Annotated in this window: 16 protein-coding genes; 12 read left to right on the plus strand and 4 right to left on the minus strand. The window is 55.5% G+C overall.

Annotation, left to right across the window (positions count from 1 at the left end):
• Positions 1–20 precede the first annotated feature (20 nt).
• From IPM58_07410 to IPM58_07425, 4 genes are all read right to left on the minus strand, one after another.
• Positions 21–287 (minus strand): hypothetical protein, encoded by a 267-nt coding sequence (locus IPM58_07410; GenBank protein MBK9306901.1) that lies wholly within the window; start codon positions 285–287, stop codon positions 21–23.
• Between the two features lie 514 nt (positions 288–801).
• A complete protein-coding gene (locus tag IPM58_07415; GenBank protein MBK9306902.1) occupies positions 802–1107 on the minus strand; it encodes an RNA-binding protein in 306 nt (101 codons plus the stop codon).
• 265 nt (positions 1108–1372) lie between these two features.
• Positions 1373–1669 (minus strand): hypothetical protein, encoded by a 297-nt coding sequence (locus tag IPM58_07420; GenBank protein ID MBK9306903.1) that lies wholly within the window; start codon positions 1667–1669, stop codon positions 1373–1375.
• 396 nt (positions 1670–2065) lie between these two features.
• Positions 2066–2716, minus strand: coding sequence for a hypothetical protein (locus IPM58_07425; GenBank protein MBK9306904.1), 651 nt, complete (start codon positions 2714–2716; stop codon positions 2066–2068).
• 252 nt (positions 2717–2968) lie between these two features.
• Between IPM58_07425 and IPM58_07430 the strand changes: the two genes are divergently transcribed.
• From IPM58_07430 to IPM58_07485, 12 genes are all read left to right on the plus strand, one after another.
• The gene (locus IPM58_07430; protein MBK9306905.1) at positions 2969–3277 is read left to right on the plus strand and encodes a hypothetical protein; all 309 of its coding nucleotides are present in this window, start codon (positions 2969–2971) and stop codon (positions 3275–3277) included.
• A 103-nt stretch (positions 3278–3380) separates the two neighbouring features.
• Positions 3381–4169: a hypothetical protein gene (locus tag IPM58_07435; protein ID MBK9306906.1), complete on the plus strand. Its 789-nt coding sequence runs from the start codon at positions 3381–3383 to the stop codon at positions 4167–4169.
• Positions 4170–4335: 166 nt separating this feature from the next.
• Positions 4336–5715, plus strand: coding sequence for a sigma-54-dependent Fis family transcriptional regulator (locus IPM58_07440; GenBank protein ID MBK9306907.1), 1380 nt, complete (start codon positions 4336–4338; stop codon positions 5713–5715).
• A 41-nt stretch (positions 5716–5756) separates the two neighbouring features.
• Complete coding sequence (locus IPM58_07445; protein ID MBK9306908.1) at positions 5757–8066, plus strand: PAS domain S-box protein; 2310 nt, start codon at positions 5757–5759, stop codon at positions 8064–8066.
• A gap of 260 nt (positions 8067–8326) precedes the next feature.
• Positions 8327–8725 carry a response regulator gene (locus IPM58_07450; GenBank protein ID MBK9306909.1) on the plus strand — a complete coding sequence of 133 codons (399 nt, stop codon included), beginning with the start codon at positions 8327–8329 and terminating at the stop codon, positions 8723–8725.
• 70 nt (positions 8726–8795) lie between these two features.
• Positions 8796–10175: a sigma-54-dependent Fis family transcriptional regulator gene (locus IPM58_07455; protein ID MBK9306910.1), complete on the plus strand. Its 1380-nt coding sequence runs from the start codon at positions 8796–8798 to the stop codon at positions 10173–10175.
• A 790-nt stretch (positions 10176–10965) separates the two neighbouring features.
• Positions 10966–11667 (plus strand): hypothetical protein, encoded by a 702-nt coding sequence (locus IPM58_07460; GenBank protein MBK9306911.1) that lies wholly within the window; start codon positions 10966–10968, stop codon positions 11665–11667.
• Positions 11668–11980: 313 nt separating this feature from the next.
• Positions 11981–12703, plus strand: a complete 723-nt coding sequence (locus IPM58_07465) for a chlorite dismutase family protein (GenBank protein MBK9306912.1) — start codon at positions 11981–11983, stop codon at positions 12701–12703.
• A 14-nt stretch (positions 12704–12717) separates the two neighbouring features.
• Positions 12718–13758, plus strand: a complete 1041-nt coding sequence (locus IPM58_07470) for an aromatic ring-hydroxylating dioxygenase subunit alpha (protein MBK9306913.1) — start codon at positions 12718–12720, stop codon at positions 13756–13758.
• A 770-nt stretch (positions 13759–14528) separates the two neighbouring features.
• Positions 14529–19469 (plus strand): hypothetical protein, encoded by a 4941-nt coding sequence (locus tag IPM58_07475; protein MBK9306914.1) that lies wholly within the window; start codon positions 14529–14531, stop codon positions 19467–19469.
• A gap of 122 nt (positions 19470–19591) precedes the next feature.
• Positions 19592–20545: a carboxypeptidase regulatory-like domain-containing protein gene (locus IPM58_07480; GenBank protein MBK9306915.1), complete on the plus strand. Its 954-nt coding sequence runs from the start codon at positions 19592–19594 to the stop codon at positions 20543–20545.
• Positions 20546–20595: 50 nt separating this feature from the next.
• Positions 20596–21492, plus strand: coding sequence for a formylglycine-generating enzyme family protein (locus IPM58_07485; GenBank protein ID MBK9306916.1), 897 nt, complete (start codon positions 20596–20598; stop codon positions 21490–21492).
• Positions 21493–21570 lie beyond the last annotated feature (78 nt).

Below are 21570 nucleotides of genomic sequence, written 5' to 3' on the forward strand. Positions count from 1 at the left end.
CAACGTACCGAGTCAAAGACTTACTGTGACGCGCCTCCACGTTTCAGATTCACCGCCGTCTTGCGTCGAGATTTGGGACGCTCATCCTTCTGGCCGGAGCGGGACAGGGTATCCGAACTCAATCCCGAGCTGGCGGCGGACGTGATCTGGCGGCGAAGGTCCTCAATTGACTGAGACGAGGACGACTGCGCGGGATCTTGGAGTCCTAGTATCTCCCAACGGACCTTGGTTCGAAGTACGACCCGCTTCCGTCGGTGTGGGGCTCTGGACCCCCATGATGTATTCATCACTCCTCCACGTTCAAAGTTGTGCTGACATTCTGGGAAACAGAACCCTCTACGCACCACCGAGACTTGTCTGGGGTACGGGCTTGCTGAAACGGAATCTATATAGCCTACACGAATCTCAATTCGTAAACGGTGGCGCGAGAAACACGGCCCTACAGCAGCGAGTTGTACCTCCGCCGTTTACACTCGTGGCCATATACAAAGGCCGTCGACGATAAATTCGTCGCAGACTGATGATTGCAATCGCGCGGGAACCACACCGGGAAGGAAAAGCGCGAGGATCGGAATGATCCACGCGTGTAGTCTAACACATCGTGAGCAAGATTGCTTATGAGAGTGGGATCGCCGTTGAACATGGTTACGGCTGAGCGCGTATGAGCAAAGCACATTGGGGCTGGGGTGACGTCCGAAAACCTGTTCGACGCCAAGAAGATACAGAGCCCAGGGATAATGCAATATGACAGGGTGCTTCGGGTGAAGCACCCTGCTGGTAGATTGTCGAAAGCGAAGAGGGTTAGTAACGGTTACGGGTATAGCCTCCCCCGGATCGGCCTCCGCCACCAGACCGAGACTCCATCGGCTTTGCTTCATTGACCGTGAGCGATCGCCCATCCATCTCCGAGCCGTTTAAGGCCGTAATGGCGGCTTGGGCTTCCGCAGAGGTCGACATTTCGATAAAGCCAAACCCTCGAGATTGCCCGGTGAATTTGTCTGCGATGATGCGGGCCGATTCGACGGTGCCATGCTCGGCAAACAGGGTGGTGAGTTGCGATTCCGTTGCCGCATACGGCAACCCGCCAACATACAATTTTGTGCCCATGGGGGTCCTCCTAATAGAGATGACATCGTCCATGACGCGAGAGGACTTCAAAGAGGAAGGAGAGGGCCAAAGACGTAGTGGGTGAACGGCTCAGGTCAGGCTTCCGATCAGATTCTCGGTAGGAACAACATCTGTGATGGGCCGTCGTGCTGATGGTTCATGCGAGGCCCTGCGCAATGAAACAGGCTCATCCTAGCAGGTATCAAACTCAATAGCTACTAGGGTCTGATGGGAACGTGTACTGTCGTCGGCAGACGGCGATGGGTTACAACAGTTCTGATGATCGTGGCCCATGCCAGATCAAGTAGGGTGGTTTCTTCATGGTCTGGGCCGCATCGGGGTAAAGTCTCGCGGTATAGTGGTAGGCCTGTTCTTGAGCCGTGAAGCAGCTGGACGAAAAGAGCGCGTGCCTCGAGATGTTGCGGAATGCCAGATGATCGTCCGTTTCAGTAACACTATAAACGGAACAGGTGAATTCGCCTTCCCGTGAACATTCCGTGCTGATCGCCAAATACGATCCATCCGAAAACGTCATGACCGGTTCCAAATTGAGGCGGCTCATAGCGAGTCCTTTCGTTTGAGCACAACACTCGTACGCAGTGCGATGAGACACGGCATCGTTTGCGCGGGGCAACTGAGGAGGGAGGCGCAAAAGAGAGGCAAGAGCGCTTGGTGCTCAAGCATACCATATCAGTGATATTGGTATTGCATGATTGTTTCATACGAAGCCTACCGCTCTAGAACGTTGTGATTCCATCTAGGGAAGCGCGGAAATCGCTGCGCTGACATTCAGACCGATACCGACGGTCGTCTTTGTGGAGAGGGACGCTGTGTACCATGTCCTCGAACTGGGAGATGCGTCTACAGATTTCTTTACTCTGTTACCGAAGTTGTGTGGCAAATCTTACAGAACTGGGCAGGTGAGGGAACAGCTGAAAAGGCCTTGGTACACCGTCGTCTAGTTCTTGGCAATCGGATCCTGACCGGTCCGTGCGCGAGCCGCTTTGAGAGCGAGCATCCCGCGCATGATGCGGCGTGCCTCGAACGTAATGGTCTCAGGCAGCGGATCGTCAGATGGGCGGACATCCCCTTGCTGAAAGTCCGAGTCACCCTCGCATCGTGCGTTAGTAGACGTATCCATCGAGCTGGTGTAAAAGTCGGACAATTGTTGCTTCAGATCCTCAAAGAACGGAACGGGAGTCTGTAGCTGGGTGGAACTGACATCAGCTACCTCACCTCTTGAGAGATCCGAGTTTTCATAACCGGGAGTTCGTGACATCCACACGAAGCCGAGTTTTTGGCGGAGGAACTCGTCGATCCAAGCCTGGTCGATGGGCGCCATTTCGTGGGCTTCAATCGCAAATTCATAATCTTTCATCCACAGCACGGTCGCCCGTTTGATCAGAAGCGGGGTGGACCGTTCGGGGATGGAGATTTGCAGAGCTAACTGCATGCCGGGGACGACCGGCATTGATCCTGCGAGTCGCCAGCCGAGGGAAGTCAAATCTAAGACAGTGCCTTCTGCGACAAGCTCGTTACTACCATACAACATGGGCCACCTGACTGGAAACCGACTATGGCGGCGTACGGGATTCGATCTGTTTTTCATGGGGGCTCCTCCGCTATGGTCCATTCTTCTCTTCCCGATAGATAAAGCGTAGCGGGAAGAGTACCCGAACGCATTCCCCAAAGTAGTTGCTACCAAAGAGGGGGGCCTTAAACTGAGTACTGAGCCCAAGCATGTTGGAGTTGTAGACTATGGCGGCAGAAAAGGAATTCCAAGCAGCGGACGACAGAAGCCGTGTGTTATCTTAAATCCATCGTCCGGTAACGAGACTCGACTGTGAGAGGAGGCGAAGCGATGAAGTTGACACGGCCGGCAGTCGAACGGCTGAAGGCGCTGATTGTTGAGCATCCAGAGGATCCCATTGTGAGAGTGCAGGTCAAGGATGTGGACGACAAGCGGCTGGTCTTTAGTATCACGCTGGAAGAACGAGTTCAGTCAGAGGATCAAGCTCAGACGCTCGACGGGTTGACGGTCGCGGTCCCCATGTCGAGCGTCGCGCGAATGGTCGGCGTCACTGTGGATTACCAGGATCCGGGTGGATTCCAATTCCACCATGCCGATCCGCCTGACGAACTGCGCTCCGATCTCATCTCGTTGAACTGAGCCGCGTTCATCTCTTCTTACGCATTGCGCCGCCTCTCTGTTCCCTCCTAGAATGGAGCATTCGAAAGGTTGCCGGCCCTCTACATGTTCTGGATCATGAACTATGCCGTCCAAGGACAACAAGAAAGCCGAAACTGCTCGCGTCAACACCCGCCGGATTATTGAGCAGGCTCCGAAAATACTACTTGGTTTGTTTGCGATTACAGGTCTGGCTTATCTAGCGGGATCGATTTACACACGATCCTACTTTTCAGAATTTCAAGCCTCATGGATCTTGGATGAGGTTCCGACGACGGTCTACTTTAGACAAAACTGGATCCCACTGCTCTTGATTCTCTTCTTGGGCTATCTGGCGACCACGAACGTGGCATCCATGGAGAGCCAAGACAAGGCCACAGGAACCACCCGTTTCAAGGTATCCGTTGCCGTGGTTCAGTATGGCCCATGGCTTTTGGTCGGGTTCCTCACCGTGATCCCTCTGCTCAGTGGATTTAGATGGATCATGCCTGCCATTGTCCTGTCGGTCGTCGCGATCACCCTTCTTCTCCTATTGTGCGCCTCGACGCTTGAACTTCTGGTTGTACGATTCGCCAAGGCGGGTCGGCACATGGACGTATCAATGGCGTACCTTTCTCTGGCTGTCATGGCGGTCGGTCTCTACATTGTACCGGTGCAACTTGGCCTGAATTGGGCGAGGGTCGATAAGCAAGTATCGTCCAATCTGTTTAAGGTGTATCTTCGCGACGATGAAGCCAGAGAATACAAGATTCTGTTCGCGACAGGTGACAAACTGTACATATTCCCAAGTACCTACGAAGGGGAATATCCTGCTGTCGTAGCCACAAGGGCCTCAGAAGTTACATTCATCCCTTCTGATGCCAAAACGGACTGACGCACTGTCTGCCCTTCTCGCTATGAACTTCCCTGGTCCTTTCTTTGCAGACCATCTCCTGGTCTGTCTCGATGGGTGCGTGAAGTGACCCATAATGCGCCACCTGGCCAGGTCGATTGTGGCATGATGGGGCAGTCTAGGTGGCCTAGCCTTGAGGAGCAAAGAGATGACTGAAGATTGGGGAGCGATCCTTGTTGTCGATGATGATGCCGATATGCGGGAACTCGCCTACGACATGTTGAAGGATCGTGGGCATCAAGTCTCGACGGCTGGAAGTGGTCAGGAGGCCTTGAGATTGCTGGGTGAGGAGGATTACGCGGTTGTCCTCACCGATCTTCGGATGAAAGGGATGGAGGGATTGGAACTATTGATCCAGATTAAACAGACCTATCCCGACATCAATGTGATCCTCATGACGGCATTCGGTTCTGTGGAAACAGCCGTCGAGGCGATGAAACACGGAGCCAGCGACTATCTCACCAAGCCGGTCAAGAAGGATGAGTTGGTTCGAGTCATTGAGCGGGTCGTTCGAGAAGCATCCCTACGACGGGAAGTCAGCCGACTCAGGAAGGAAGTCCATAAGGAATACAGCTTTCACCATATTTTAGGCAAGAGTAAGGCGATCCAAGCGGTCTTCGATCTCATTCGTCGCGTCGCTGATAGCCCGACCAACGTGCTGATCACCGGCGAGAGTGGAACGGGAAAGGAGTTGGTGGCAAAGGCCATCCATTACAATAGCGACCGGAAAGACGCACCGTTTATTCCTGTGAATTGCGCGGCGATTCCTGAACAGCTGTTGGAGAGTGAGTTATTCGGCCACATGCGCGGTGCGTTTACCGATGCGAAGCTCGACAAGCGCGGACTCTTTGAAGAAGCTCAGAAAGGCTCGCTCTTTCTCGATGAAATTAGTGAATTGCCGCTCATGCTCCAAGCCAAGATTCTACGCGCGATTCAGGAGAAAGAAATCAGGCGCGTGGGAGCCACCAAACCGATCTCGGTCGATGTGCGGATCATCGCTGCCACCAATTTGAATCTCAGTGAGGAGGTGAAAGAAAAACGATTCCGGGAGGATCTCTATTATCGACTGAATGTGATTGAGCTCAAATTGCCTCCATTGCGGGAACGTCGAGAGGATATTCCGCTCTTGGTCGAAGCCTTTCTAAAAAAGTGCGGCGAGACCCGCGGGAAAGACGTCAAGGGGGTGAGCGAGGCGGCCCTTGCCATGCTCATGGACTATGCGTGGCCCGGGAATGTCCGGGAACTGGAGAATGTCATCGAACGCGCGGTCACGTTGAGTCGAGGCGAGAAAGTCTCCCCGGAGGATTTGCCGACGGCAGTCCAAGGGGCCCGTGGCGACCGCCGTGTGTTGGACGAAGCTGCCGAAAAGGCCCTCCCCTTACACGAACTCGAGAAAGAATATATCAAGAAAATCCTCGAAAAGTCCGGCGGCAACAAGTACCAAGCCGCTCATGCCCTTGGCATTGACCGGAAGACCCTGTATCGTAAGCTCGCCGAAATCGAAGGCGAGCCTCATCCAGAGGAATGACAACCTCTTTCTGATCATCAGATCGGGATTGGCGTCGGCCAATGCTGATCCAGGCCGGGATGGATCACGTGACACTCGTGGATTGGCGTGTTGTACGCGCTGTGCCGTGGATGATCCCTTTTCTCACGATCGGAATTTTCATCGTCGACCTCCTCGCCCCCGTCGGCATTGCCGTCTCAATTCTGTACGTGATTCCGATGCTCCTGACACTCTTTTTACCACACACACGCGCGCCGCTCTATTTTACCGTTGTAGCCACAGTCCTGACCTGGATCGATCTTCTGGTACGACCGGCCGGTATCCCGATTCCTTATGCAGTCTCCAACCGTGCATTGGGTACGATGGTGCTCTGGCTTATTGCAGCAGGGCTGTTCCGGTACCGACGAACTCAGCAGGAGTTGACGTCTGCACGTGTCGAGCAAGCGCATGCCGAAGGCTTGATGATGGTGGCGCAAGAGGCCCGCGACCGTGCGGATCGGGATGTGGTTCGCGCCGTCGTCGGTCGCGAACAGGCTGAGGAGCAGCTCATCGCCAGTCAGCTCAGACTGGAAGGCATTATTGAGTCGGCCATGGACGCAATCATCACGGTAGATGAAGATCAGCACGTCGTGTTGTTCAACCGGGCTGCCGAGGAGATGTTCGGTTGTTCGGTTGAAGCGGCAATGGGGCGACCACTTGATCGATTTCTACCCGAGCGCTTCCGTGAAACCCACCGTCAACATATTCAGTCGTTCGGGCAATCCGGCGTCACCACCAGAAAGATGGGGCAACTGGGATCGGTGATGGGGCGCCGCTCAAATGGAGAAGAGTTTCCCATCGAAGCCGCCATCTCGCATATCGCCGTCGACAAAAGAGCCTTCTATACGGTCATTCTCCGAGACATCACCGAGCGGAAGCAGGTGGAAGAGATCATCCGTGAGGGCGAGCGGAAATTAGCGACGCTGGTCGGCAACCTTCCGGGCTTCGTCTATCGGTGCCAGAACGATCGCGACTGGACCTTCGAGTACGTCAGTGAGGGGGTCTGCGATTTGACCGGGTACACCACGGCTGAATACCTCGTTCAACGCATCACGTCATACGGTGTGAATATGCATCCCGATGACCGCGAGCGTGTCTGGCAGGAGGTTCAGGCCGCTCTGGAGCATCATCGCCCCTTCGAAATGACCTACCGCATTCTGACTAGGTTGGGCGAGGTCAAATGGGTGTGGGAGCGAGGCGAGGGGATCTATACAACGGATGGCTCCCTCAACTATGTCGAAGGATTCGTCACCGATGTGACCGAACGCAAGCGAGCTGAACAACTGCTTCGGCAGAGTGAAGAAAGCTACAGACGCCTCATCGCATTCTCACCCTATGCGATTCTTGTCAACAGGGGCGACCGGATCGTGTTTGCCAATGATCAAGCCATCAAGCTGTTCGGCGCCGTGCGGGCGAAGGAGATTCTAGACAAGTCACTCTTGGATCTTATTCATCCGGATCATCATGCCGTCGTTCGCGAGCGGATCCACGAGTTGTTGGAGGGGGTACAAGCGGTTCCCGTCTCGGAGGATAAAATTGTCAGACTCGATGGGGTATCGATTGATGTCGAGGTCAGCGCGACTCGATTCACTGACGAAGAGGGACCGGCCATCTTGATCATGCTCCGAGATGTCAGCGAACGGAAGCGGCTCCAGGAGCAATTGCGCAGGACTGAGCGGATCGCAGAGCTTGGGACGTTGGCCTCGGGCATGGCGCACGAAATCGGAACACCGATGAACGTCATTCTTGGCCGTGCCGAGTATCTGATGGATCGGGTGAAAGAGGAGCCGATCAAAAAAGGGCTCCAGACGATCGTGACGCAGGTCGAGCGCATCACGAAGGTCATGAATCAGTTGCTGTCATTTGCACGACGCAAAACACCCGAACGACGCCCATTGGATCTTCAGAAGGCCATTGAAGATAGTGTGGAAATCTTTCGCGAACGTCTCGCGAAGAATCGGATTCATGTTGAAATGGACCTAGTGGATTCCTGTCCATTGGTCTTGGGTGATGCCGACCAGATGAGCCAGGTGTTGATCAATCTCATTGTGAATGCGGTGCACGCGATGCCGGAGGGCGGGACACTGCACATAGGACTCGCACGGGAAAAGGACTGTGTGAAGCTCACCGTGGCCGACACAGGCCATGGGATTCCCCATGACGTGGTCAAGAAAATCTTCGAGCCATTTTTTACGACGAAAGAGTTCGGCAAAGGGACAGGATTAGGCCTGACTGTGGTCAAGGGGATCATAGAAGAACATCAAGGTTCTATCGCCGTGGAGAGTGAAGAAGGGAATGGGACGACGTTTACGATTCTGTTGCCCAAGAGCTAATAGCTGTCAGTGTACAGCAGGCAGGAATCGGTCAGAGAAACTTCCCAAGAAAGCCGATAGCTGATAGCTCAGCTGTTGCATTCCGCAACAGCTGACGTGCCCGAAGATGTGGTCTTTCTCGCCACTCAAGTCTCCTTCATCTCGATTCTGCCCCAATTCTCCTGGAATTTGATCATCCTCATTGGCCTCGAGCGGCATGCGCCTTGCCACTCAATTCCTCTAGTACGGTTCAGAATCGGCAACGAGAGGCGAGGTGGATCATGACCCTGCCGGAACAAAAGGGTACGGTGTTGCTCATCGTCGAAGATGACCGAGACATGCGGAGTCTGCTCTGTGATGAATTTTGGGGAACGGGGTATCAGCTTCGTGAGGCGAGGGATGGAGACGAAGCTTTCCTGGCGGTACTGCAATCTGTGCCGGATCTGATCCTGACCGATTTGCGAATGCCGGCAGGGGGAGATGATTACGTCAGCCGGCTCCGGACGGTGGCACCTCACTGCCCCATCGTGGTCATTACTGGATTCGGCGATGCGGCGTTGAAAGCCCGAGTGTTGCGAGCGGGTGCGAACGCCTACTTCGACAAGCCCGTCCGTATTGCGGACCTAAAGGTATGTGTGCAACAATTGCTCGGCCTCAGTACGACGAAAAAAGAGAGCTGATGAGGAGTCCTCCCATCAGCTCAAGTAAGCAGACAGCCAATAAATCTCCCACCAGTGACGTGAGATAACCTTGTCTGACTCAGAGCCCCAGCCAGGCCCAGTGCTGACGGATCCCATCATTACCGCGCGCGTTGAGGCGATCAAGCAACTGGCACAAGGATTGTCTAACCGGGTGGCCGTCATGGATCAAGCCTTCAACCTCGTGTATGCGAACGAAGCGGCCTGGGCGGTGGATGAGAGACAAGACCGTCCTCAGCATCAGGCCAAGTGCTACGAAGCCTTCGCGCAACGGACAGACCCTTGTGGAACCTGTCCCGCGATTACACTATTCGGGACGCCGGAGGTGCAGTGTGTGTCCTGTTCGGGAAACGGTGACGGGACTGCTTGCGGGATGCACCAAGCCTTTCCCTTAGCGGATCAGAACGGCACCGTGGCATCGATACTCGTGCTGTTCGACTCGGCCTCGAACGCGAAGCGCAAGAACCTATCCCCCGCGACCTCAACCATACCGGTCACGGATCGCCTCGGCGATCTGATCGGCCGTAGTCCGATCATGCAACAGCTTTTTGACATGACCCGGTTGGTGGCGGACAGCTCATCCACAGTCCTCATCCAAGGTGAGAGTGGAACAGGGAAGGAACTTCTGGCCAGGACGGTGCACACCCTGAGCAGCCGGCGTGATCGACCCTTTGTCGTCGTCGACTGCGGTGCCCTTCCTGAAACACTGCTTGAAAGTGAGCTTTTTGGCCACGTGCGAGGAGCCTTTACCGGGGCGGTCACAAACAAACGCGGGTTGTTTGAGGAAGCCGACGGGGGAACGATCTTCCTGGATGAAATTGCCGATACGACGCCGACCTTTCAGGCGAAACTGCTTCGTGTGTTGCAGGAGGGCGAGATCAAACCGGTCGGTGGCACACGAGCGATGAAGATCCATACACGGGTCATCTCTGCCTCGAACCAGGATCTAGCCGAACTTGTGAAGGCAAAATCGTTTCGACAGGATCTTTATTATCGACTTGCCGTCCTTCCGCTGTATTTGCCGGCTCTCCGGGAACGACGTGAAGATATCCCACTGCTGGTCCAGCATTTTGTGGCAGCGTCCTGCGCACGACATCATCAGCCGGCACGCAAAATCGCCGAAAGCGCGATGAGAGCATTGCGCGATGCCCCATGGCCCGGCAATGTTCGAGAGTTGCAGCACTATGTCGAGCGAGCCGTGGTGACGACGGCCGGACCATGGCTTGGGTGCGACGATCTGGTTTCAAGGGATATCGAGAACGAAGGCGGGAGCTTACGGTCGGCCTCGCGCGAAGCCGTTACTCAGGCTGAACGCATTCGGATCGTGGACGCCTTGCAAAAGACCGCCGGAAACCGCTTGAAAGCAGCCAAGCTGCTCAAGATCAGCCGAGCGAGTCTCTACAACAAACTCCGCGCCTATTGCATTGAATAGCCTTTGGTCGGCTCATTCCCACCCCTTGTATAGTTTCCTCATAATCCACTGGGTTCAATAGTCTCGCCCATTGTCACTCCCGCTCGTGGCCTGTCCCTCACGCGAAAGGGGCCATTCTTAGATTTCGAACATTGCTTTTGTTGATGCGCTTGGATTGTTGGTTTCGATCAACAGAACGAACGAAAGCGATGTCTCGCTGGTGCCCCATTTCGCCCTCGATCCCAGGTATCTCGTCTATCAACCTAGACAGGATAAGCGAATGATAATTAAGCGATTGAGAGAGATCGCCCTCCGAATGTCCAAGTCGATGGATCACGTTCGACACGATAGAAGAAGTTCGTGTTCCGGACACACATCACATTCGTCGTGTCCAATGCGTGAATGAGTCGGGCGAGAGAAGGTGAATCATTCTGGCATGCACGTTGCTCAGTATCGGGAGTAGTACGGAGAGCTTCGGCTCTCTGGGTGCTGGATGGTGATTTGCCCTGTCGCCGTCTGGTGCAGTCCACCTACTTGTGAGCGGTTATTTCGACCGCCACGTGTGAGTGATGAGGGGGTCACGGGTGAGAGTGGCTCCCTCATTTTCTATTCGGGGAAGGCATTGGAAATTGCGGAATACTGAGGAGAGGTTCGTAAGAGGGAACGGTGTGTCGAGGGAAAGTGGATTGGAGGATCGACTAAAGAGGAATTGCCTATTCACCAAGCTGACGCATTGAACAAGTGAGTGTGTGTCAGCTGATTGCTCGAAGAGGGCCGTGCTCCTCGAAGCGTAACCAGAGAAGGGGGTATCATGCAGGCGCAGAAGTGCGGGAAGAACATCGGAGTGTGGTCTGTTGCGGCTTCGCTGGCTGTGGCGGTCGCCGTAGGTGGTCCATGGACTGTCTTGGCCGAGGAGACCACTGAGACGACGTCGACGGGGAACCGCGTGTTCTTTCGTGGAGGCTATGGTGAGCTGTTAAGCGATCGTGGCGGAGAGTTGATCACGGATGGCCATGGTGCTGCAGGCAAGAACGATGGCAGCGGCGGCTATTACATCGGTGGCGGAACAGATCTCATGCTCACCAAGGACCTGTTTGGGATGTTGCCCGGTGTGGCGCTCGTCGGCGAGATCGGTTTGGAATTCAAGAGATGGGCATCCGCCAACGTCGCAAACGGCGATACCACCGGTGTGACGGGGGTGAGTAACGGCGGTCTGAGCAAGGTGCAGATGACCATGCTGACCGTGAGCGTGGCGCCTAAAGTGAAATTCAGACAGGGAACCGATTTTCAGCCCTGGATCATTCCTGCTGGATTGGATTTTCATGTGATCAGCCCGACATCCAGTCAGATCAATTATCTGGATATCGGTGTACAGTTCGGTGGCGGTGCGGAGTTTCGCGTATGGAAAGAGTTATGGCTGGGGCTCGACAGCCGATTCCACCTGGCTTCCAATCAAACGAACACAGTGAATAATTTCTGGACTGCCGGTATTTACGGAGCAATTGGCTTTTGAGCCAGCGCCATGTCGTAAAAATGGCCGTTGTTTTATCCCTAAGGCCGGCGCCACCTGGTGCGCTAAGTGTTGAGGAATCGATGCCAACTCCGAAGCGCAGCCCAGCCGGTCAGCAAGGAGAGCCAAGAATCGCTGTCTGGCAGCCGTAGTCTCTGTGGCATAGTGCTTTGCAGGGAGCCGTGAGACGGCTCCCTGCCCTCACCCCCATCTCCATCCTTCCAGTTGAGAAACTCTAGCTGGATGAAATGAGGTGTCGCTATTTATGAATGAGTAAGTAGATCTTCTTTTCCGATGGTTATGAAAAGGAGTTTAGATGTCCATCCCTGAACAAGCCCCGGCGCTCCAGGTAACCAAACGCCAGTACGTCAACTTTGTGTTTTATAAAGTGGATCCGGCATGGCGACGCCTCCCAGAAGATGTGCGCAGCCAGGGGAAACAAGAGTTCCTGCGGGCCGTGGAGGACTTTAACGGTAAAGTGTTGGTGGTTCCCTATTCCACCATCGGTATCCGGGGGGACTGCGACTTCATGCTCTGGCGCATCAGCTACGACCTCGATCTGTTCCAGGATATGGGTTCCACGATCCTCGCCTCTGGCCTCGGACAGTATCTCTCTACCCCTTATTCTTACTTGGCGATGACTAAACGGTCGGTCTATGTGGACCACCATTCTCACGCTGGGCAGGAAGGGAAGCGACTGACGGTCGTGCCGGGAAAGAGCAAGTACATCTTCGTGTACCCGTTTCTGAAGACACGCGAATGGTTCCTGCTCACAAAAGCGGCGCGCCAAGGCATGATGGATGAACATATTGAAGTCGGCCATCGATTCCCTTCGGTGAAACTGAATACGAGCTATTCCTTCGGGTTGGACGATCAAGAATGGGTGGTGGCGTTTGAAAGCGACAAGCCTGAGGACTTTCTGGAACTCGTAATGGCACTCCGGGAAACCGAAGGCTCACGATATACGCTGCGGGACACCCCAATCTTCACGTGCATCCGTCGAAGTCTCAAGGAAATGCTCGATACACTCGGTGGCTGATGCCACAGAACTGAATGCTCGAAGGATTCTGGTATATCGCCACGGAAAGCATGAACGTCCGTGTTGGCCGATCATGCGCGGTAGTCCTCTGCAACCAACCTCTTGTACTATTTCGGGACCGGCGTGGCCTGGTGCATGCCTTACACGACCGCTGTTCCCATAAGGGTGTCCCGCTCTCCTCAGGCCGGCAGGAAGGGGATTCCTTGCGTTGCCCTTTTCATGGATGGCGCTTCATCTCCTCGGGTGAGTGCGTAGAGGTTCCGGCCATTGGCAATGCCCCGCATCCATCAACGGCCTCGGCCTGCGTGCGGACGTTCCCGGCAGAAGAACGGGATGGGTGGGTGTGGGTCTACATGGGGAACGACCGGCGTGGGAAGCCTTCTGGTCTCCCTCCCTCCTTGCCGATTCCCGCAGACGGCAGTCCAATGGTCACCGTGCGCGAGTCGGCCCAGGCGAAAGTCCGCTGGGATTTTGCAGTGGACAGCCTCATGGATCCCGCGCATGTCCCGTTCGTGCACAACAACTATTTCCGGCGGCGCGAGGCAGCTAGAGAGAAAGAAAAGGTATTCACGCGGCTGCCGTTGGGGTTTCGTACGGTCTCGCAGAATGTCCTGCTGCCGGATACCTTTATCTTTCGCGCGTTGTCCCTGAGGTTGGGCTCGGCCACGACCACGGTCGATTTCGTCTTGCCCGGCATCCACTTCGAACGGTGGGAAATCGGCACACGCTTCGCGTCTGTCATGTTGGTGGCCACCCCGCTCACTGATAAACGAAGTCGATTTGATATCTGCGTAGGATGGAACTTCCTGCAAGGGCTTCCTGTCGGATGGCTGATCCGTCGAACTCTGAGGACGATTCTCGGCCAGGACCGGGACGTTCTGGAATCGCAGGAACAGGGGTTCGGCCTGAAGGGAAGCATGTTATTGAACTTAGAATCAGACATGCTGGCCGTGTGGTACCGGCAGTTGAAGAAATATCATGGCGAAACTTTGGCCGGTGTGCCGAATCCTCAGCATCCGATTCCAGAGAAGACCATGCTCAGATGGGTGACCTGAGATGGGCTGACGCGGAAGTGGGGCTTGGCCGACTTGGCCATGCAGGACCCGCAGGTGCGGACTTCAATTCGACGAGTGATTGCCGGGCTCGCTTGCACGGGCAGCCTCTCCATGAAAAGTCGAGGACGCAAGTTATTACTCCAACTCATCACCCGAGAGTGTCCCATCATGCCCCAATTTCCTCATAGGCACTGTCCAATGCGATAGACAGCCGAACCATATGATTTCTATGAGTAGAGTGGATGAGCTTCGCCTGTATGCATCGTCACCTGGACGGATTTCCCCTACCCGGTTGATCTGCGATCGGCCGTACGAAGTCCTCTAACTTATCAAGACAGCAGGAGAAATGCAGTTGATGAGAATGCTCATTCAGGAAAGCATGATGATTGCATTGATGCGGTGTTGCTGGTGGGGGTTTGGGTAATTTTGGACCGGCCTCCGAATGACCCATTCCTTCGCAAGAGGGAGCCCCTCACCAGCTCTTTATCGTTTCGTGAGTGCATGAGTGAAAGAGGCCGGGGTCACACGGGAGGCCGGTTACGCCAAGCATACGTAGAAATCTTGCTGTTCTCTCGCGAGGCGTACTTTCTCTTCGGCGGGGCCTTGACATTTATTAATCGTGGGACGAACAGATGGCGGGATAGTCTCTTAGGGAAATTGGTGCGGAGAGTTCATAGAAAATACCGTCATTGTCTCGGCATTTGTTCGTATCGCGTACACCGTACAACCGTCCAGCCTCTGAAGCTGGACCCAAGTGAGGGAGGCAGGTTATGAGGACTTTTCTTCTTAAACGGATGAGGCGGAGGCTCAGGAGGGCCTCGCTGCTACTCCAGGCCGTTGTGTTGACTGGCGGTCTGGTGATCTCGCCTGCAGTGTTTGCGGCGGAGTCGGAACAGAGTCAGCATGGCGCGCATGCGACACCGGTGGCCATGCCGGGCTGGACCCAACAGCTGAAGGGCCAGACGGTCGTGGAGAATGCCATGGAGGGGCACGCCGACAACGCACAGAAGATGGAGATGCAGCACCATCGGCTGATGGAGAAGTTGGGACAGCAAGCTCAAAGAGATGCGCAAGCCCAGCAGACATCCGGGATGTTCAACAACATGTCGATGATGCATCAGTATATGGGGCAGGATGGGAGCAGCTTCCTCCTCATGACAGATTCTAGTAAAGGCGAGCCAGTCTTGACGTCAGGGGGGCGGTGCCCTGCCGGTGTGCCGACGAAGCAATTCGATGTGTCGATGATCAACGTCGAGATTACGCTGAATCGTTGGCTCGATTTCTATCCGGGGTACATGTATGTGCTGACGGAAGATGTCGCGAAAGCTCGGGCAGAAGAAACGCAGAACAGAGAAGCCCGTGAAAAGGATGGATTCGATCCGGGGGCTGTGACCACCGGCCTCCAGGGCGATGTGATTCAGCCATTGGTCCTTCGGGCAAATCAGGGTGATTGCATCAAGATGACTTTGCGCAATCAGATGGAAGGCGAAGACGGTAGTCTCTTCATTCAGGCCTCCAGCATGGTTGTGAGCGCGACCGGAAAGCCGGCGACGACGACCAACCCTGATTCCATTGTCGCACCGGGTAAAGCACAGGAATTTGAATGGTACGTTCATCCGCACATGCAGGAAGGCGTGCGGCAATTCCACTCCTACAGCCATGACCGCGAACTGACGGTCTTGGGCCTCTTTGGCGCCTTCATCGTGGAACCGAAGGGTTCCAAGTATCTCGATTCGATCGGGAGTGGAGGACCGGCGCCCGAGGTAAAAAGCGGATGGCAGGTCAATATCGATAATGGCTCAGGACCGGACTTCCGCGAGTTTGTGATTTTCTATCACGAGATCGGTGACGAAGCCTTCCGGCCTCTGAATAAGAAGGGCGATTTTCTTCCTCAGCGTGACCCGTTGACCGACGCCTATCGTCCGGGCGGTCGGGCGATCAATTACCGCAGCGAACCGTTCGGCATCGATCAAATGCATCTTCAGCACGAGTACTTCGGATTTGAGGACGAATCACTCGCCTACAGCTCCTATACGTTCGGTGATACGCCGACCACGATCCCCCGCGGGTACTTGGGCGATCCGGTTAAATGGCGGTTGGTCCATGGTGGGTCGGAAGTGTTCCACTCGCACCATCCACATAGTGGATCGATCCGCTGGCAACGCAGCCCTGGGACAGAGCCGAATAACCTCTGGGCGGCTGGTCAGGATGGTCCGGTGAAGTATCCGGTGGTCCGGACCAAATCCGATCGCGTGGATGTGGAGGTCATCGGCCCGTCTGAATCCTTGGATCTCGAGCCGGAATGTGGCGGCGGCGGATGCCAACATCTGGCGGGCGAGTTCCTATTCCATTGCCACGTGGCTCACCATTATGTGGCGGGGATGTGGGGATATGGCCGATTCTACAACACGCTCCAAGTTGGGGCCGGACATACCGATACGATGCCGGATCTCCGTGAGTTGCCCGATCGTCAGGGCCGGATGAAGCTCGGCGTGTCGTCCGACAAACTGATTGGGACAACGGTCGATTGGTTCGGGAAGACCTTCAAGATCGTCGACAAGCAGCAGAAGACCAACTGGAAATCCGATCCGGTGGTCGTGAACATCAAGGACTGGGTCGAGATGTGGATACCCGCACAAGGCAAACCGGGCCACACCGACGACGAAAAGGGCCAGATCATGGCCTATGATGCGACCGTATGGGATTGGAAGTGGAACGGCAACGTCGCAGTCGGTGAGCGGGAAAGTACAGCAAAGAATCCCAAGTACAATTGGGCAGCCAAGTGGGATGATAACACGAGACCAGAGATTCTGTTTAATCCCACGACAGGTCGGATGGCCTGGCCGCTGTTCAAGCCGCATTTCGGGAAACGAGTGCCGTTCTCGGCCAACCATAACGGCGCACCTTGGCTCGAGCCGATTCACCAAGATGAGAATGGGGAACGGACATCTGAGCCGGCGAAGCCGGGAGAGCAGGGCCGATGGAGTCTGTGCCCGGACAATGCCAATCAGAAGTTCTACAACATCCACTTCGTGCGAATGCCCATCACGCTATCCAAGAAGCAGGGGAACGAGCCACCGATCGTGGATAAGGACGGCTTGATCTACCTGTTGCATGAGGAAGAACGACTCACGAGAGCGAATGATGACCTGAAACTTCCAGCCGTCATTCGTGCCAACGTGTATGACTGTGTGGATGTGGTTCTGACCAGTGAGTGGGACGACGATGATTATACGAATTTCCAGTCGTCCAAGATCAATATCCACCCACACTTCTTCCAATTCGATACCGGGAACTCGGATGGTGTGATTTCCGGGTTCGAATATGAGATGTCTGTGCGCCCGTTCACCATGTGGGGCAAGAAGACCAAGCATGGACTTCCTGCGCCGATGGTGGCCAAGCTTGTGGGTGGAGCCAAGGCCGGTGCGAAGTCGATCAAGATTCAAATGGCGCCCGGTGCGAGCAAGTTCCATGTGAATACCGAAGTCATGGTGGGCATGGACTGTTTGCAGAAAGGGAATGATCCCACGGCGTCGCTTCCGCGGGATAAGAGCTGTTCGGAAGTCGCCCGTATCAAGTCGATCAAGGGTGATCAACTCACGTTCTTCAAACCCCTGAAGCATAACCACCCGGCCAATGACCTGGTCTCACCGGAATTCGTCCGGTACCGGTGGTGGGTGGATGTCGATATGGGGACGGTCTTTTGGCATGACCATGCCTTCGGCGCGACGACCTGGCCGCACGGCGGCTTCGGCGTGACGATCGTGGAGCCGTTCGGGTCCACCTATCACGACCCAAAGAACGGTAAGCTGGTCTATAGCGGTCCGATCGCGGATATTCATAGCAATGAGCCGATCGGTGCCGGTGTCAGTGGAAGTTTCCGTGAACTGATGGTCTCCATTCATGACACGGTGCCCCATACCGTCAACGTGATCGAAGCCGGAAATCCTCCTGGACAGCCGGTCGAAGTTGCGTTGGAGGCGGGGAAGACCGTGTCGTTCCAAATGCCGGAGAAGATCTTGAAGTCACCGAACCCCTATATCAACGGAGGAACGCATACGACCGGCAGCGGGTTTAACTTCCGCGCCGAACCGTTTGCGCAAAGGCTGGCGAATAATCCGGATACGTCGAAGTTGTTCAGCAGCGCGATCCACGGAGACCCGGACACGCCTCTCTTGCGGGCGTATACGGGAGACACCATGGTGTTTCGTCTGCTGCACCAGCTGATGAACGAGTCGCACGTGTGGACGATCGCCGGGCATACCTTCCTCACGGAGCGGTACGCGGCTGATGCCAACCGGAAGAACTCAATCCACGTCGGAATCGCCGAGCGATATGACCTTGTGACCAAGGCCGGCGGATTCCAAGGGATGCCCGGAGACTACATCCACTTTAACGGACGGACATCGCATTTCGCCGAAGGTGGGTGGGGGATCGTGCGTGTGCTCGATAAGGAAGTGCCCGATCTCAAGCCGTTGCCGAAGGGCACCAATCCCAAGGGTATTCCAGCCACACCGGGTTCAGTTTGCCCGGCGGATGCCCCGATGAAAAACTTCAACGTCGTGGCAGTCGATCGGCCGATGAAGCTCAATCCAAAAGCCCCGGACGCGATCGAAGTGGACTTCGAGCGAAAGATCGAAATGACCATGCCGGAAGGCAAGATCTTCGCGCTCGAAGAGGAAGCGACGACGGTTGCCTCAGGATCCACGCCGCATCCATTAACGTTGCGCGTGAACCTCGGTGACTGCATCAAAGTGAATCTCAAGAACAAGATGAAGGCGAGCCGGGCATCGTTCTTCGCGCCGGGCTTGGCCTTTGATCCGAAGGACAGCCAAGGGCTGAACGTCGGCACGAACGGCGGCGATCAGACCGTCGCTCCGGGAGAAGCCCGCACCTACACCTACTACGCGCATCCTGACAATAAGGAGACGACGTCGCTGGTGTGGGACGGTGGGAACATCGTGGTCAATCCGCGGAACGGATTGTACGGCGCGATCATCGTCGGTCCGCGCGGATCCCAATATCGCGATCCGGTCAGCGGTGCGGATCTCTCCCAGAAGAATAGCTGGAGAGCGGACGTCATCGTCGATGCGAGCCTGCCGGAGAACGTGGGCAAGCGGAACTACCGTGATGTGGCCCTCTTCTTCCAGGATGAGGACAACATCATCGGAACCGCCTTCATGCCGTATGTGCAGAATGTGGCGGGGTTAACATCGGTGAACTACCGCGCTGAGCCGTATTTGTTCCGTGAGGAGCAAGGCTGCTCGTTGGGGAAGATTTTCCAGCCCTGCGTGGTGGACAAACCTGAAGATCCGGTCACACCGCTGATCGAGGCCCATGCCGGCGATCCGGTCAGGATTCATCTGATCGGAGCCAACAGCGAGCAGAACGGGATGTTCGGTGTCGAAGGTCATGAATGGCCGATCGAACCGTATATGCCTGGAGCCGACATGATCAGCGTGGTCGAGTACGCAGGCTCTGAAATACTCGACGTCTTCCTGCGAGGCGGCGCAGGTGGACCCTATCGCCAGGTTGGTGACTTCGTGTGGTCCAACCAGCGGCTGCCGTACACGCAGTCGGGGCAGTGGGGGTACCTGCGGGTCTTGCCGGTGGGTGATGGCAGAATCCAACCGTTGGGCAGTGCTTCAGCCGGAAGCAAGCGAGCTGAAGAAGAACCAGCGGTGAAAGCCGTTCCGACCGCTATGAAGTAGGCGGATAGGAAGGGGTTGAAATCCAAGTGGGGGAGTCGTGTGATTCACACGACTCCCCCACTTGTGTTTTTGGTCGTTGCGCCTCTATCGTGTATGCTGTGAATACTCAATAGAGGGGGTTCATGAAGGAGGCGAGAATGAACGTTACACGGATCACGCGATTGATGACGGGCTTGGCGATCATTGCGCTGAGCGGTCAGGCTGTGGCGTATCAGGAAATCACGGTTTCTGAAGGTGGAACCATCATGGGTACCGTGAGTTTGCAAGGTCAAGTGCCGAAACCGAAAGGTTATAATCTGACGACATTGCCCGATGCGTTCTATTGCGGCCGTATTTCAGACGGACAGGGGTGGCGCATCTTGCAGCCGTTCAACGTCGGGCCGAAGGGGGAATTTCGGGAGGTCGTGGTCTATCTGGAAGGGGTCGAAAAGGGAAAACGGTTCGAAGAGGGCAGTGCTTCTCAGATCGAAGCCAAGGATTGCCTGTTCCTCCCCTTTACGACGGTGGTGAGAGACGACCAATCGGTGACGGTCGTCAACATGGATCCGGTCATGCACGATATTCAAGCCTATGAAACGTCTCATCTGGGTGCTCGAGTGCTGTTCAATGTTCCGCTGCCGATGAATCCACAACACCCTCGCAACTTCAAAGACCGTAGCGATGCTGCGATGTACCACAAGCATATGGCTGGGGCGCCGATGAAGCAATTGGTGAATCTCAGCAAGAACCGTCGGATTTTTGTCATGCAGTGCGGCTTCCATGCGTATATGGAGAGTTGGGGTGTGGCGGTGAAGAATCCCTACTTTGCCAAGGTCGACGAAGAGGGTCGGTTTACCATCACGAATGTCCCACCGGGAACCTATAAGCTGGTGGTCTGGCATCCCTATGTGAGGACTACCAATGAGCAGACGGTGGTTGTCGGCAAGAACGAGACCATTGAAGCGAATATCACGGTTCAGGCTCCGACGGGGCGGCTCTATGCCAATGAGGTGTTGGAGCACGACTATATCCGTTACAACGTGACGGAGGAGGCGCAGAAAGAGATCGAGCCGATGATCGAAAAGCAGGAACGGTGAGGTGAAAGAAACCTCTACACGAGTCACTACGAAAGGGATGCACGACTTCGATGTGTGTGTGGTGCTCATGGTTGCATGTCACGAGAGCTGTCTTCGCCATAGCCTTGTGCGGGGTGGGATGGCTCATTCCTGTCTCGGCGGTGGCCGACCATGAAAGCTCGAAACAGCCACCGCTCTGGACGCCGCTTGATGAACCGGAGCGGTTGGCGACGATGGACAACCCGGATGGGATGGTGCTGGTGGCCGCCGGAGAGTTCATCATGGGGAGCGATCCTCATAAGGATCGTGCCGCGGGTCCACAAGAGCTCCCACAACATCGGATCCACCTCGATGCGTTTTGGATGGACCGTTATGAGGTTTCAAACGTCGAATACCTGAGGTTCGTGCTTGGGACGGGGGCGGAGTGGCCGATGTTTTGGCGGGAGAGTCCCTTCCCAGAAAAGAATGCACTCCATCCTGTGATCAATGTCAGCTGGCTTGAGGCGGATGCCTACTGTCAATGGGCGGGAAAGCGTTTGCCGACCGAGGCCGAATGGGAGAAGGCGGCTCGTGGGGTGGATGGACGGATCTTTCCCTGGGGCAATGAGCCGGCCGGCTGGATGAAGAGCAACATCGCCCATTCCGGATCGAAGCGCGGATTCAAGTATCCGCCGCTGGCCAATATCAATCGGTATGATAAGGGGGCGAGCCCCTATGGGGTCTATCAAATGGCAGGCAATGTCAGTGAATGGGTGTCGGATTGGTTCGATCCTGCGTACTACCGCCATACTCAAGACAGGAATCCGCAAGGGCCTAAAACCGGAGAACTGAAAGTCTTTCGTGGCGGCTCGTGGAATGAGGACCCGGAAGTTGCTCGGTCCGCCGGTCGCAATGCGGGCCTTCCCGATCGGAGGAGCTATTTAACCGGGTTCCGCTGCGCTAAGTCCGGATCTGGCGTGACTGGTTAAGCCTCCCATTCGGACCGAGCAGATGATCGGTTGAATGTGAAGGTTCTCACCCAATGAATAATGGGTCGGAAGCGGTCA

It is taken from the genome of Nitrospira sp., assembly GCA_016715825.1.
In the GTDB taxonomy this organism is placed as follows: domain Bacteria; phylum Nitrospirota; class Nitrospiria; order Nitrospirales; family Nitrospiraceae; genus Nitrospira_D.

Coding starts and splice junctions, on each gene's coding strand:
- IPM58_07410 (MBK9306901.1), bottom strand. CDS start 287: ATGAATACATCATGGGGGTCCAGAGCCCCACACCGACGGAAGCGGGTC.
- IPM58_07415 (MBK9306902.1), bottom strand. CDS start 1,107: ATGGGCACAAAATTGTATGTTGGCGGGTTGCCGTATGCGGCAACGGAA.
- IPM58_07420 (MBK9306903.1), bottom strand. CDS start 1,669: ATGAGCCGCCTCAATTTGGAACCGGTCATGACGTTTTCGGATGGATCG.
- IPM58_07425 (MBK9306904.1), bottom strand. CDS start 2,716: ATGAAAAACAGATCGAATCCCGTACGCCGCCATAGTCGGTTTCCAGTC.
- IPM58_07430 (MBK9306905.1), top strand. CDS start 2,969: ATGAAGTTGACACGGCCGGCAGTCGAACGGCTGAAGGCGCTGATTGTT.
- IPM58_07435 (MBK9306906.1), top strand. CDS start 3,381: ATGCCGTCCAAGGACAACAAGAAAGCCGAAACTGCTCGCGTCAACACC.
- IPM58_07440 (MBK9306907.1), top strand. CDS start 4,336: ATGACTGAAGATTGGGGAGCGATCCTTGTTGTCGATGATGATGCCGAT.
- IPM58_07445 (MBK9306908.1), top strand. CDS start 5,757: ATGCTGATCCAGGCCGGGATGGATCACGTGACACTCGTGGATTGGCGT.
- IPM58_07450 (MBK9306909.1), top strand. CDS start 8,327: ATGACCCTGCCGGAACAAAAGGGTACGGTGTTGCTCATCGTCGAAGAT.
- IPM58_07460 (MBK9306911.1), top strand. CDS start 10,966: ATGCAGGCGCAGAAGTGCGGGAAGAACATCGGAGTGTGGTCTGTTGCG.
- IPM58_07465 (MBK9306912.1), top strand. CDS start 11,981: ATGTCCATCCCTGAACAAGCCCCGGCGCTCCAGGTAACCAAACGCCAG.
- IPM58_07470 (MBK9306913.1), top strand. CDS start 12,718: ATGCTCGAAGGATTCTGGTATATCGCCACGGAAAGCATGAACGTCCGT.
- IPM58_07475 (MBK9306914.1), top strand. CDS start 14,529: ATGAGGACTTTTCTTCTTAAACGGATGAGGCGGAGGCTCAGGAGGGCC.
- IPM58_07480 (MBK9306915.1), top strand. CDS start 19,592: ATGAAGGAGGCGAGAATGAACGTTACACGGATCACGCGATTGATGACG.
- IPM58_07485 (MBK9306916.1), top strand. CDS start 20,596: ATGTGTGTGTGGTGCTCATGGTTGCATGTCACGAGAGCTGTCTTCGCC.